This window comes from Salimicrobium halophilum (assembly GCF_900100295.1).
Classification (GTDB): domain Bacteria; phylum Bacillota; class Bacilli; order Bacillales; family Halobacillaceae; genus Salimicrobium; species Salimicrobium halophilum.
The window spans coordinates 12,712-25,323 of the sequence record NZ_FNEV01000001.1; the positions used below are offsets into that span (position 1 = coordinate 12,712).

Consider the following 12,612-nt stretch of genomic DNA (forward strand, 5'->3'; position numbering starts at 1 on the left):
CCCTGACATGACCAATGATTTCAAGAGACACAGAAGGCTCAGACAGACGCCTTCGATACGTTCTATGATAAGAGAGACCCATCTGAATCCTGAAGATTTCATTTTCCCTCTATTCGTCATAGAGGGGGCGAAAGACAACAATGACGTCCGGTCGATGCCAGGCGTGTACCAGGTGGCCTACGACAATCTGAAAGAAGAGATTGATGAAATCGTTGGACTCGGACTTACCTCGGTTATCGTATTCGGTGTACCGGAAGAGAAAGACCCATACGGAAAAGAAGCGTACCATGATCACGGCATCGTCCAGGAGTCGATCCGTTTCATCAAAGAGTACGCTCCGGAATTGACGGTCGTCGCGGACACCTGTCTTTGTCAATACACAGACCATGGTCACTGCGGCGTGATAAGAGATGGCGTCATCGAAAATGATATGTCTCTGGAACTTCTCGCTAAGACGGCCGTCACTCAGGCAAAAGCTGGTGCAGACATCATCGCACCATCGAACATGATGGATGGCTTCGTCGCGTACATCAGAAAAGCACTCGATGAAGAAGGATATCCGAACATTCCTATCATGTCTTATGCCGTCAAATATGCCTCTGCGTTTTACGGACCATTCCGGGATGCTGCTCACAGTGCCCCGCAATTCGGAGATCGCAAAGCGTATCAGATGGATCCTGCGAATCGTCTTGAGGCGAAAAGAGAAGTCGCATCGGACCTTGAGGAGGGTGCGGACTTCCTTATCGTGAAGCCGGCGCTCAGTTACCTTGATATCATGCGGGAGACGAGAGATAATTCAAACGTTCCGATCGTCGCTTATAACGTAAGCGGAGAATATTCGATGATCAAAGCGGCGGCCAAGGAAGGTTGGGTGGATGAGAAAGCGATCGTGACAGAGAAACTTCTCTCCATGAAGCGTGCCGGTGCAGATTTGATCGTAACGTATCATGCCAAAGATATGGCAAGATGGCTGAAAGAATCCTGATGAAGGTGGTGGCACAATGAAGAATTTCGATAAATCCATTGAACAATTCAAAACAGCAGAACAAGTGATGCCGGGCGGGGTGAATTCTCCGGTCCGTGCTTTCAATTCCGTGAAGATGGATCCGATTTTCATGGAAAAGGGAAAAGGATCGAAAATTACGGATATCGATGGCAATGAATATGTCGATTACGTCCTGAGCTGGGGGCCGCTCATCTTGGGGCATGCGAATGAACAGGTTGTCCAGTCATTGCAGGAAACGACGGCGAACGGGACAAGCTTCGGCACACCTACCGTGATGGAAAACAAACTTGCAGAGCTCGTCATCGACCGCGTCCCATCGATTGAAATGGTGCGCATGGTGAACTCCGGGACGGAAGCTACGATGAGTGCATTGCGTGCGGCACGTGGCTATACCGGAAGAAACAAAATCCTTAAATTCGTAGGGAACTACCACGGTCACGGTGATTCTCTATTGATCAAAGCCGGTTCCGGCGTTGCGACCCTAGGTCTGCCTGACTCTCCAGGCGTACCGGCATCTACGGCTGAAACGACGATCACCGTTCCTTATAACGACATGGAAAGCGTACGTTACGCATTTGAACAGTACGGAGACGATCTGGCTGCCGTCATCGTAGAGCCTGTTTCCGGGAACATGGGTGTCGTACCTCCGAGAAATGAATTTCTTCAGGAACTCAGAAATATCACATCCGAGCATGGCACCGTCCTCATTTTCGACGAAGTGATGACCGGCTTCCGCGTCGGCTACAACAGTGCGCAAGGCCATTTCGGTGTGACCCCTGATATGACTTGCCTAGGAAAAGTCATCGGTGGTGGTCTTCCGGTAGGCGCTTACGGCGGCAAACGTGAAATCATGGAAACTGTCGCTCCGACCGGCGATGTGTATCAAGCCGGTACTCTATCCGGAAACCCGCTTGCTATGACAGCCGGGTATGAAACGTTGAAGCAGATGACCGAAGAAGAATACATTGCGATCGAGAAGAAGGTCGACCGCCTAATTGAAGGATATAAGGAAGCGGCAGAAGAGAACGACATCCCGCTTGCCGTCAATCGTGCAGGATCGATGGTCGGTGTCTTCTTCAACGAAAACGACGTCATCGATTTCGAAACGGCTTCGAACTCTGATACGGACCGCTTCGCTGCTTACTATCAGGGAATGATCGAGGAAGGGATTTTCTTGCCTCCATCCCAATTCGAAGGGTTGTTCCTATCTACAGCTCATACCGATGAAGATATCGAGAAGACGATCGAAGCTGCGAAAAAAGTATTCGCCAAACTGAAATAAAGTGTCAGCCGGGGTTCCTTAGATAAGGAATCCCGGCTTTTTTCGTGGCGAGCTCCTTTATGTTTCATATCTTCCTTTTTACTTTCATAGAATATAAAGACTATGAATGTTCTATCCGGTATGTGATGGAACGAAAACAGGGAGGAAAAAACTTGGCTAACAACTATCACATTTTTATCGATGAATCTTTGGCATTTCCATCAGGTACAGGAGCAGAAGAGCTGGTGGCCATCTCTATTCAGCCGGAAGTGAGCGTGGACTATAGTGAAGAGCGTTGTAAGATTGAGGGAAAAGTAGTGTTGCAGGGGGAGTTCGTTCCTGTTTCTTTGGAAGAAGACTACGAGAGGCGAGCGCTTCCGGAGTTATCCTTCGTCGAAGGCAGTCACTTCGAACACCATATTCCTTTGGAGATTGATATACCTATGGAGAAAGTGGAAGAACGTGAAGAAGTGAATGTAGATATCCACGCGTTCGACTATGAATTGCCGGAGCCAGGCAGAATCGTTTTCCATTCCGATTTCGAAGTGAGCGGCGTCAAAGCAGAAGAGAAACAGGAACCGCCACAAGAGACGATAGAAAACTGGAGTACTCCTACTTACTACGAGCGTAGTCTTCAAAAGGAAGAAGTTTTGGACGAGGAAGTGGAAGAGGAAACGGAAGAAGAGATTCCCTGGGAAGAGACGACCATTCTTGAAGCGGATGAACCTGAAGAGAAAGCTATGCCTGTCCGGGTAGAAAAGAAAGAACCCGTAGAGGAACTGGAACCTGAACCGGAGGATGTAGAAGTGAATGCACCACCCCGGGATGAAAACGCAATGGAGATGGAAGAGGGCGAGGTCCCGGTAATGGAAGAGACTGATGAAAAGGATGAAAATGAAGAAAAAGAAGGGAAGTGGCAGGATATTTTCACGACGGTTTTTCAGAAGCGGGAAACAAGTTATTCGAAAATGAAGTTATATATTGTACAGGGCGAGGAAACACTGGAAACCATTGCCGAAGATTACGAAGTACCTGTCAAAGATCTGAAAAAGTGGAACAAGCAAAAAGAAACGCTTGAAGCAGGAGATATCATCTATATTTTTTCGTGACTTAGATCCATTTGAAATAAAAAGCGAGATAGAGACAGACGAATACACCCGTCAGGAAAACATCAAGGGTAGTAGGGACGATGAGCGTGCGGATGATCTGATAGATCGTGATCGGCAAGAGGGCTTTTTCCAACTTGAATAAGCCGTGGCGGCACCAGGGAGGAAGACGGTACCTATACATTCTGCTCATAATTAGGCTCCTTTCAACTTTTCGTTGACTAGACCTGCCATGTTTCTATACAATATGTAATATAACGTGAATATGTGAACTGCAAAGATGGAGAAGAGTATGTCTATATGTTTCTTAGAGAGGAAAACGGATGCTGGAAGTTTTCTAAACCCCTGTAGACAGAAGGTAGCTCTATTAGCAGCTTTTCTGAACGAGTAGTAGGAAAAGCCGGCCCCGGACCGTTATGACCGAATGAAGTGTACAGAGTCATTCTGTAAATTAAGGTGGTACCACGGAATCGAACCCTTTCGTCCTTAGCTGGAGGAAAGGGTTTTTTGTATGGAAAAAGAGGAGGGTGTCTGAATGAAAGATATAGAAATGTCTACGAAATACGATCCGAATGAAGTCGAGAAGGATCGTTATCAGTTCTGGATCGACGGAAAATACTTCGAAGCAGAAGGCGCAGGCGAGAAGGAGCCGTATACGGTTGTCATCCCGCCGCCGAACGTAACAGGGAAGCTCCACCTGGGGCATGCCTGGGATACGACACTTCAGGATATCATTACGCGCGTGAAGCGTATGCAGGGCTATGATGTGCTGTGGCTTCCGGGTATGGACCACGCCGGAATCGCTACGCAGGCGAAAGTGGAAGCGAAATTGAAGGAGCAGGGCACGTCCCGCTACGACCTCGGCCGGGAACAGTTCCTCGAGAAGTCGTGGGAATGGAAAGAGGAGTATGCCGACTTCATCCGTTCCCAGTGGGAAAAGCTCGGACTCGGTCTTGATTACTCCAGAGAACGGTTCACGCTCGATAGCGGCTTGTCGGATGCAGTGAAAGAAGTGTTCGTCCGCCTTTATGAAAAGGATCTCATTTACAGAGGCCAATATATCATCAACTGGGACCCTGATACGCAGACGGCTCTGTCTGATATCGAAGTGGAATATAAAGACGTGCAGGGTGCTTTCTATCATATGAAATATCCGTTGAAGGATGAGGAAGGTACGATTGCGATTGCAACGACCCGACCGGAAACGATGCTAGGAGATACGGCAATCGCTGTGCATCCGGAAGATGAGCGCTACAAGCATTTGATCGGTAAAAAAGCCGTCCTTCCGGTCATCGGCAGAGAACTCGACATCGTCGCTGATGACTATGTGGATCAGGAGTTCGGTTCCGGTGCTGTGAAGATCACACCGGCTCACGATCCGAATGACTTCGAAATCGGAAACCGTCATGATCTGGAGCGTGTCCTCGTCATGAACGAAGATGGCACGATGAATGAGAATGCCGGTAAGTATCAGGGCATGGATCGTTTCGCTTGCCGTAAGCAGCTCGTGAAAGATCTTCAGGAAGAAGGCGTGCTGTTCGAGATCGAAGAACATATGCATTCCGTCGGTCACTCAGAACGCAGCGGTGCTGTCGTGGAGCCGTACTTGTCTACACAGTGGTTCGTCAACATGGAGCCGCTCGCAAAGACGGCGGTCGACCAGCAGAAAACAGACGACAAGGTGAATTTCGTTCCTGACCGTTTCGAGAAGACATACTTGAACTGGATGGAGAATATCCGTGACTGGTGTATTTCGAGACAGCTATGGTGGGGACATCGTATTCCTGCCTGGTATCACAAAGAGACCGGCGAAGTATATGTCGGAAAAGAGGCGCCGGAAGACGTAGAGAACTGGAAACAGGATGAAGATGTGCTCGATACGTGGTTCTCTTCCGCGCTGTGGCCTTTCTCCACAATGGGATGGCCCGACGAGGACAATGAAGATTTCAAACGTTACTTCCCGACCAACGCTCTTGTTACGGGATATGACATCATCTTCTTCTGGGTCAGCCGCATGATTTTCCAATCGATCGAATTCACCGACCGCCGTCCGTTTGAGGATGTATTGATCCATGGACTCGTTCGTGACGGTGAAGGTCGGAAGATGAGTAAATCCCTCGGTAACGGTGTGGATCCGATGGATGTCATCGATAAATACGGAGCAGATTCTCTTCGTTACCTGCTTTCTACAAGCTCCGCTCCAGGTCAGGATATGCGTTTTACCTGGGAGAAAGTAGAGGCTACGTGGAACTTCGCCAATAAAATCTGGAACGCTTCCCGTTTCGCATTGATGAATATGGGAGAGCTCCGTTATGAAGATATCGATATAACGAAGAATAGATCGGTCGCCGATGACTGGATTCTGACCAGATTGAACGAAACCATCGAGAAAGTGACGAAGAACGTCGATCATTATGACTTCGGGGAAGCAGGACGTCACCTTTATAACTTCATCTGGGATGACTTCTGTGATTGGTATATCGAAATGGCGAAGCTTCCTTTATACAGCGAAGATGAAGAGCGGATCCATACGACGCGTTCGGTTCTAGCTTACACGCTCGACCGTACGATGCGCATGCTACATCCGTTCATGCCGTTCCTTACAGAAGAAATCTGGCAGCACCTTCCTCATAAGGGAGAGTCGATTACGGTAAGCGAATGGCCGGTAGCTGATGCCACGCTCGACAATAAGCAGGCGGTTACAGAGATGGAGCGTCTTGTATCCATCATCCGCTCTGTACGTAACATTCGAGCTGAAGTGGATACGCCGATGTCCAAGCAGATCAAGCTGATTATCCAGGCAGAAAGCGAAGATGTCGTGAAAGAACTCGAAGGGAACCGCAACTACCTCGAGAAGTTCTGTAACCCGAGTGAACTTACGATCGCTACTGAGGTCGATGTTCCAGATAAAGCGATGTCCTCTGTGGTCACTGGTGCGTCCCTCTACTTGCCTCTGGAAGGGTTGATGAACCTTGAGGATGAAATCGCACGCCTGGAGAAAGAGCGCGAGAAATGGGACAAAGAAGTGAAGCTTGTCCAGGGCAAACTGTCGAATGAAAGGTTCGTCGAAAAAGCTCCTGCCCATATTGTCGATGCCGAGAAAGAAAAAGAAGCGGATTATCTAGACAAACGGGCGAAAGTGGAAGCACGAATCGAAGAACTGAAGGCGTAAGGAAAGTAGTATAGATGTTAGTCAAAAAGGGCACCGGCTTTAGAGGTGCTCTTTTTAATAGGAAGGGGTAGACGATGAATAAGACGGATGCGCTCGACTGGATTCACAGCCGGAGCAAATTCAAGATCAAACCGGGACTGGAACGGATGGAGTGGATGGCCGACAAACTGGGGCATCCGGAAAAGAAAGTACCGGCTATACACGTGGCAGGCACGAATGGGAAAGGGTCGACTACATCTTTTTTGCGGAACCTGCTCCAAAAGCAAGGCTACGTGACAGGGACCTTCACTTCCCCTTATATTACGCATTTCAATGAGCGGATCAGTATAAACGGGGGTCCGATTTCTGATGAAGACCTTATACATATGGTCGAGAAAGTGAAACCGCTGGTGGAAGAAGCGACAGAACTTCCGATCGGAGAACCGACGGAATTCGAAGTAATCACGATGATGAGCTTTCTGTACTTTGAGGAGCAAGCGGTGGACGTCATGGTGATTGAAACAGGCCTCGGAGGGCTGTACGATTCGACGAACATCATTACTCCCGCTCTTTCAATCATTACGAATATAGGACTCGACCATCAGGATATTCTCGGGGAAAGTTACTCTGAGATTGCCACGCAGAAAGCCGGAATCATTAAAGAGGGTGTGCCTGTCGTAAGCGGAGTGGAACAACCAGAAGCTAGAGCGGTGATAGTAGAGACAGCAGAAAAATTTTTGGCATCCCTTTATCAATTAAATGAAGACTTTTTTGTGAAGAGTGAAGAAGCTGCTACTTTTGTGTATCAGTTTCAAACAGAGGAGCACTATGAGCTCACGATGATCGGGGAGCATCAAAAGAAGAACGCTTCTCTTGCTGTTACAGCCATCGAGCTTCTGAAAAAGCAAGGATGGAACATGGATCGGACGCTTTACGCCCAAGCACTCTTTGAAACGAAATGGCCGGGGAGGATGGAAGTGATCCGGGAAGAACCACTTACGCTGCTCGATGGGGCGCATAACTTTGAAGGTACGATCGCTCTTGTGGAAACGTTGAAAAAACAATACGCAGACAAGCGGATCCTTGTCATTTATGGTGCCATTCACGGAAAACCGGTCAAGGAAATGATCGGATTGATACGTGAAGTGGCAGAAGAAATTGCTGTCGTTTCTTTCGAATTTCCGAAAGCACTTCAGAAACAAGATTATCATTTCATAGATGCTTCTCTCACGTATTATACGAGGGGAAAAGACGCTTATGAGGCGTTTCGACAATCGTATAGGAAAAACGACATCATCCTATGTACCGGGTCTCTTTATTTTATTTCCGAAATAAGGAAATATATTGAACCCTATGATGGATTATGATAGATTATAATTATCTGACAAATTCAAAAATGAGAGAGGGAGCGTTGAACGATGGAACGGAAAAAGCAGATCTTCATCTGGATCACCTGGGTAGTCGTTTGGCCTGCCTCTTTTTTGTTTATTTATAACTACACAGATCCCGTATTTAATCCTGATGTGATATGGTTTGCGGTTCTTGCTTCAGCGGTAGCTTTTTTTCCGATTATCATCGGGGATAGACCCATCTTTTTTACATACGGTATATCTTTTGCGGTTTTCTTAAGTGAAGGGTTGTTCTATGAGATCATCCTGACACAGCTCGGACTGTTCATGCTGATGTGGAAGATACGTGTGCCGAAAGAACAATTGTACCGTCTGCCGTTGAATATGCTGATGTTCCTGTTCGTGTCTACCGGAGCCGCTTTCGTCTATTATCAGCTTGGCGGTGTCCATGGAGCGGCAGTGCTCGAAACGCCTCAGGCAGTCGGTGCGGTTCTTGGATATGCCTTAGTGCAGATTGGATTGAACCAGGGATCTATAAAAATGATAAGCAAGTGGCTGTACGGTAAAAGAGAGCCGTGGGTGACCCTCGGCGACATTTGGGAGTATTTCACAAGCCTGGCGATTCTCCCGCTCGGCTTCCTGCTTTTTGTACTATACGTTGATATCGGGGTCCAGGCTTTAGGACTTCTCGGTGTACCGCTTCTGATCGTATCTGCCATATTGAGATATCTGCACCATAGCCGTCTCATGAATGGGTATTTGAGGAAATCCGGTGAAATCGGACAGGAACTTGCCTCTTTTCAAAGAGTCGAAGAGGTGCTCGATATATTCACAGAGCGGGTGAAACCGCTATTTGATGCGGATCAGGTGTACATATTGGATATACCTGAAAAAGGAAAGATGACTCTTATCCGGGAAGTCGGTAACACAGGAATTACGAACAAATCCAGTCGTGACGTTACAGGTATACCGAGCATCAGCAGGGAAACGTGGCGAAGCCGGAAAGGGACCATTTTCCCTGATCACCGCTCCTGGAAGAACTACGCTGATATTTATAAAAAGTCTGAAATGGAGAGCGTCATGACTGTACCGATGTTCCGTTTCGGTCAGATTGTCGGCGTGATTACGTTATTCTCTTCAAGGAAACGGAAGTACAGCCAGGCGCAATTCCAACTTTTGAAAATCCTCAGCAATTTTCTTGCGGTAGCCATTGAGAATGCACGTGTCTATGAACGTCTCAAAAATAAGGAAGAACGATGTGGTCTGACGGGTGCGTTCAATTATCGCTACCTGGAAAAATTGATGAACAGTTATCAGGAGTCTTCGGTATTTTCGTTCATTATGATAGACATCGATTATTTCAAATGGGTGAATGATACGTATGGGCATGAAAGTGGCAATGAAATCCTGGTGCAGTTCGCCAGGCGCCTCGAAGACTCTCTTGATAAATCTTCGACCGTCGCAAGGTATGGCGGGGAAGAGTTCGTCGTCGTTTTGGAGAACATCTCCAAAGAAGAAGCGGAAGAAAAAGCAGAGTTCATTCGAAGAGTTATCACGGACGAACCTTTCGTCGTGTACAAACATATAAAAGCTGAGAAAGAACCGCTGGAAGTGGATCTCACGGCAAGCATCGGAGTAGCGACGTATCCAATTCACGGAGATCATCCTGCAGATGTTATGCAGAAAGCGGATCAGGCTATGTATACAGGAGCGAAGCAGCAGGGCCGGGATAGGGTGGCTGTTGTGGAAGCATAAAAGACTCGTGCAAAATTTGCGCGAGCCTTTTATTTATTCGCCAACTTATAACTAAGTGTGTTACTTACAGCCATTAAAGTTGTTTCGATTATCTTTAATTTTAACCTGTTGACCAACAGCTCCTATAGTAGAAATATTACCAGTGGCGCATATAGTTCCACTTCCGCTTACAGATCCATAAATAGAAATGTCACCTTCAGAAGTGATTGTTCCGTCTACTAAAAAGGATCCATCCAAGTCGATGCTATCCTCTGCGTAGAGTGTGGAATTCGAACGAAGAGTCATAGATCCACTTCCATTCATCACACCACCACTTGTAAGGGAAGCATTATTCTGTAATGTGAATCCTCCGTCCAGGTTCATAGTACCCCCGGATTGAATTGATGCCCCATTCAAGGTGCCTCCACTGTTCAAATAAATATCTTCTACAGCCTCAATCCGGTTCGTATTATTGCTTAAATTCACACTCCCGTTGGCGAAGAAGTAGCCGTTTGTCTTTAACTTTGCCTGAGATCTTAATATTGTTTTTCCATCAACTCGTATGCTACCTCTTGTATCAATGATTCCGGAGTTCGGAACACTTATATTTCCCCGGAAATAAGTGTTGAAAGCATCGAAAGAAGACTGGGTTCTAATGGTGACATCATCTCTGAATAGAGCATTCCCGCCTGCTTTTACTGAGTTATTATTGTTCCATATTGATTCGTGGTTAACATACATACTTTCTTCAATCGTTACGTTGTGGTTGTTCAAATACATATTATCGTACTTTGCCCAGAAATTTTCTTCGAAAGTATTTTGTCCTTGATAGTTCCTGGGGAAACGGGAATCGAGAATTGTATTTTCAGTAAGTGTGTATTCGTTGTTGCTGTCAGGATGTCCTTCTACCCATCCATTAATATTTGCAGGATCAAGAGCTTCAAATTCCTCCTGTGTTGTGAATATTTCATAAGCAGGTGGCTCAGGAGAAGGGTCTTCGTCATCTCCACCACTCCCTGGGCTATTGGGGTCATCTTCCTCAGGGGTTTCTATCGTATAATTTCTATTTGGGTCTGCGAGCCCCGGAATTACGCTAGAAATTTCATAAATAGATGTTCCTTCTTTTGTTGTGATAGACATAGAAACAACCAACGTTTCAGAAACTTCTGAGGTGAAACTCGAACCACTATTTGAAGGGAATAACGATTTTTCGACAGTTTCCTCACTATCAGAACGGTTTTCTGCATGAAATTCAGTTATAATAATATCATCTTTTGTTAGAACGTCCTTCCCGTTTACAAGTAGGGATTCTTCCTCAGGAACCTGTAACTCCACGTCTTCCACTTGTGCCTTTTCTCTTATAGAGGTTAAGATGATATTAGCTTCCTGTTTTAAAGAAATGTCATTTTCAGCTATGAGATTCGCACTGAACATTCCAGTCAAAAGCCGGAAAGAGATGACGCCGATAATACCTATTAGTGCAATGGCGGCGAGTAACTCGACCAGAGTAATGCCTTTATCGTTAGATAATCGATACATATATATAAATCTCCTCTATAGCAAAGGTAGTGATGCGATGTGAAAAATGACAAAGGACTGACATTGATTGAAATATTGGCAGCTATCACGCTTTTTGGGGTGATCATTTCTGTATTTCTCTCTTTATTCAGTGATCAACTCGTTCTTTCCAATCGAGTGGAAAATGAATTGGATGCTATACACGTAGCAGAGCTTGCTTCTGATACAGTGTTGGCTAACTCTGATATAAGGCAGGATATTAGAAATAATGCTGAGTCCTGTAAAGTGAGGGAAGAAGCTGGAATAGTTCCATTAGATGCTATAACGGTTGATTCCCCTGATTACGAAACAGGACCTGAGTCTTACGTGAATTATACCACGTCTGGGGGACAGGCGTATAATCTTCTACTGAAATCTCATTGTTTAGAGGATCATGAGTCTGAACTATACCCTGTATCTATTGAGGTGTATCGTTTATCCGGTGACAACTATCAATTTTTGACTGAAACCTACCGATATATTAAGGGGGAGAGTGCTTATGAATAATGAGAAAGGAATAGCACTCGTCACGGTATTATTGACTATTGTAGTAACCATGTTGCTACTAGGTACTCTTGCGTCAATTATCCTATCTACTGGAGCACAGACCCAACGTTCCCAAGAAAGTATTCAGGCAGATAGTCTTGCAATGATGGGGCAGGAATATATCACATCAAGCTTCGAATCTGTGAAAGATGAAGCTTCTTCTCAGATTAATGAAAATCAAACAGTCAGTACGATTATCCAGCAGTGGGCTGGCAACCATTCGATTACCGAGAGAAGTCTCGGTGAAGGAGAATACATTGTTACTCTCGAGAATACTTCAGGAGCCCCTTTGACTTATCAATATGAAGCTAAGGGAATCGTAGATGGCCAGGAAGAGATAATTGCGGGAGTCCTTTCCATTTCTGAAAAAATAGTAGAAAGTAATTGGGAAGATAACATAATAGACGAAAAAGAAAATCTTGAAAATGTATTGAATTCTGAAGATGCAACAAACATTTGTGAAAAGCGAGGGAAAGGACGAGGGAATGGTAATTCGAATGGTGGTAAAATCGAAACCTTCGAACCCGGGGATTACAGAATTAAAGCAGAATCATGTAATGGGAGCTCCAGTATAAAAGACCCTATATTCGAAGAGAGAAGTAGAGTTTGGTTAGAAGATACCTTTATTATGAATGGAAGTAATACAATAACTATTAATGGATTTGCGTTTTTCGATCTAACGAGTTTGTCCATGAATGGTGGAAACATCATAAAAGTAAACGGAGACGTGTTTGTTGGCACAGATAAATTCATTGTCGATAAAAAGACGGCTAAAGCAACGATAGCCATTGACGGGAACGCATATTTTGATAACCCGGAGGCATCTGTTATCGGAGATCTGAATATATGTGTGACTGGTAATACAAACGCAGATAATATACCAAGTTGTCAGGGGGGATAGG

The 12,612-nt window shown here is 45.8% G+C and carries 10 protein-coding genes and 1 other annotated feature; of the genes, 8 read left to right on the forward strand and 2 right to left on the reverse strand.

Translation table 11 applies throughout. The annotated features are described in order from the left end of the window. Positions 1 to 7: 7 nt before the first annotated feature. The 3 genes from hemB to BLQ44_RS00075 all read left to right on the forward strand — a co-directional run bounded on the left by hemB (position 8) and on the right by BLQ44_RS00075 (position 3,376). On the forward strand, positions 8 to 985 hold the full coding sequence (gene hemB / locus BLQ44_RS00065; protein WP_093190507.1) for a porphobilinogen synthase: 978 nt from the start codon (positions 8 to 10) through the stop codon (positions 983 to 985). Between the two features lie 16 nt (positions 986 to 1,001). Continuing rightward, positions 1,002 to 2,288 (forward strand): glutamate-1-semialdehyde 2,1-aminomutase, encoded by a 1,287-nt coding sequence (gene hemL, locus BLQ44_RS00070; RefSeq protein WP_093190510.1) that lies wholly within the window; start codon positions 1,002 to 1,004, stop codon positions 2,286 to 2,288. A gap of 152 nt (positions 2,289 to 2,440) precedes the next feature. Continuing rightward, complete coding sequence (locus tag BLQ44_RS00075) at positions 2,441 to 3,376, forward strand: LysM peptidoglycan-binding domain-containing protein (RefSeq protein WP_143004670.1); 936 nt, start codon at positions 2,441 to 2,443, stop codon at positions 3,374 to 3,376. 1 nt (position 3,377) lies between these two features. Here BLQ44_RS00075 and BLQ44_RS00080 read toward each other — a convergent pair whose 3' ends face one another. Continuing rightward, the gene (locus tag BLQ44_RS00080) at positions 3,378 to 3,566 is read right to left on the reverse strand and encodes a hypothetical protein (protein WP_093190515.1); all 189 of its coding nucleotides are present in this window, start codon (positions 3,564 to 3,566) and stop codon (positions 3,378 to 3,380) included. A gap of 75 nt (positions 3,567 to 3,641) precedes the next feature. After that, positions 3,642 to 3,864, forward strand: a binding site (T-box leader). Positions 3,865 to 3,908: 44 nt separating this feature from the next. Between BLQ44_RS00080 and BLQ44_RS00085 the strand changes: the two genes are divergently transcribed. The 3 genes from BLQ44_RS00085 to BLQ44_RS00095 all read left to right on the forward strand — a co-directional run bounded on the left by BLQ44_RS00085 (position 3,909) and on the right by BLQ44_RS00095 (position 9,628). Continuing rightward, on the forward strand, positions 3,909 to 6,545 hold the full coding sequence (locus BLQ44_RS00085) for a valine--tRNA ligase (protein ID WP_093190518.1): 2,637 nt from the start codon (positions 3,909 to 3,911) through the stop codon (positions 6,543 to 6,545). A 74-nt stretch (positions 6,546 to 6,619) separates the two neighbouring features. Next, positions 6,620 to 7,891 carry a bifunctional folylpolyglutamate synthase/dihydrofolate synthase gene (locus BLQ44_RS00090; RefSeq protein WP_093190520.1) on the forward strand — a complete coding sequence of 424 codons (1,272 nt, stop codon included), beginning with the start codon at positions 6,620 to 6,622 and terminating at the stop codon, positions 7,889 to 7,891. Positions 7,892 to 7,942: 51 nt separating this feature from the next. Continuing rightward, positions 7,943 to 9,628 (forward strand): sensor domain-containing diguanylate cyclase, encoded by a 1,686-nt coding sequence (locus tag BLQ44_RS00095; protein ID WP_093190523.1) that lies wholly within the window; start codon positions 7,943 to 7,945, stop codon positions 9,626 to 9,628. A gap of 60 nt (positions 9,629 to 9,688) precedes the next feature. On the opposite strand, the gene BLQ44_RS00100 is transcribed toward BLQ44_RS00095, so the two are convergent. Then, positions 9,689 to 11,146: a PulJ/GspJ family protein gene (locus tag BLQ44_RS00100; RefSeq protein WP_093190524.1), complete on the reverse strand. Its 1,458-nt coding sequence runs from the start codon at positions 11,144 to 11,146 to the stop codon at positions 9,689 to 9,691. Between the two features lie 39 nt (positions 11,147 to 11,185). On the opposite strand from BLQ44_RS00100, the gene BLQ44_RS00105 reads away from it, so the two are divergent. Beyond that, on the forward strand, positions 11,186 to 11,671 hold the full coding sequence (locus BLQ44_RS00105; RefSeq protein WP_093190527.1) for a type IV pilus modification PilV family protein: 486 nt from the start codon (positions 11,186 to 11,188) through the stop codon (positions 11,669 to 11,671). Next, positions 11,664 to 12,611, forward strand: a complete 948-nt coding sequence (locus BLQ44_RS00110; RefSeq protein ID WP_093190529.1) for a hypothetical protein — start codon at positions 11,664 to 11,666, stop codon at positions 12,609 to 12,611. The genes BLQ44_RS00105 and BLQ44_RS00110 overlap by 8 nt, the downstream gene beginning before the upstream one ends. Position 12,612 lies beyond the last annotated feature (1 nt).

Bases quoted from the DNA above. Each gene is read 5' to 3' on its own strand.
- BLQ44_RS00095 (WP_093190523.1), top strand. From the start codon at position 7,943: ATGGAACGGAAAAAGCAGATCTTCATCTGGATCACCTGGGTAGTCGTT.
- hemL (WP_093190510.1), top strand. From the start codon at position 1,002: ATGAAGAATTTCGATAAATCCATTGAACAATTCAAAACAGCAGAACAA.
- BLQ44_RS00080 (WP_093190515.1), bottom strand. From the start codon at position 3,566: ATGAGCAGAATGTATAGGTACCGTCTTCCTCCCTGGTGCCGCCACGGC.
- BLQ44_RS00110 (WP_093190529.1), top strand. From the start codon at position 11,664: ATGAATAATGAGAAAGGAATAGCACTCGTCACGGTATTATTGACTATT.
- BLQ44_RS00100 (WP_093190524.1), bottom strand. From the start codon at position 11,146: ATGTATCGATTATCTAACGATAAAGGCATTACTCTGGTCGAGTTACTC.
- BLQ44_RS00085 (WP_093190518.1), top strand. From the start codon at position 3,909: ATGAAAGATATAGAAATGTCTACGAAATACGATCCGAATGAAGTCGAG.
- hemB (WP_093190507.1), top strand. From the start codon at position 8: ATGACCAATGATTTCAAGAGACACAGAAGGCTCAGACAGACGCCTTCG.
- BLQ44_RS00090 (WP_093190520.1), top strand. From the start codon at position 6,620: ATGAATAAGACGGATGCGCTCGACTGGATTCACAGCCGGAGCAAATTC.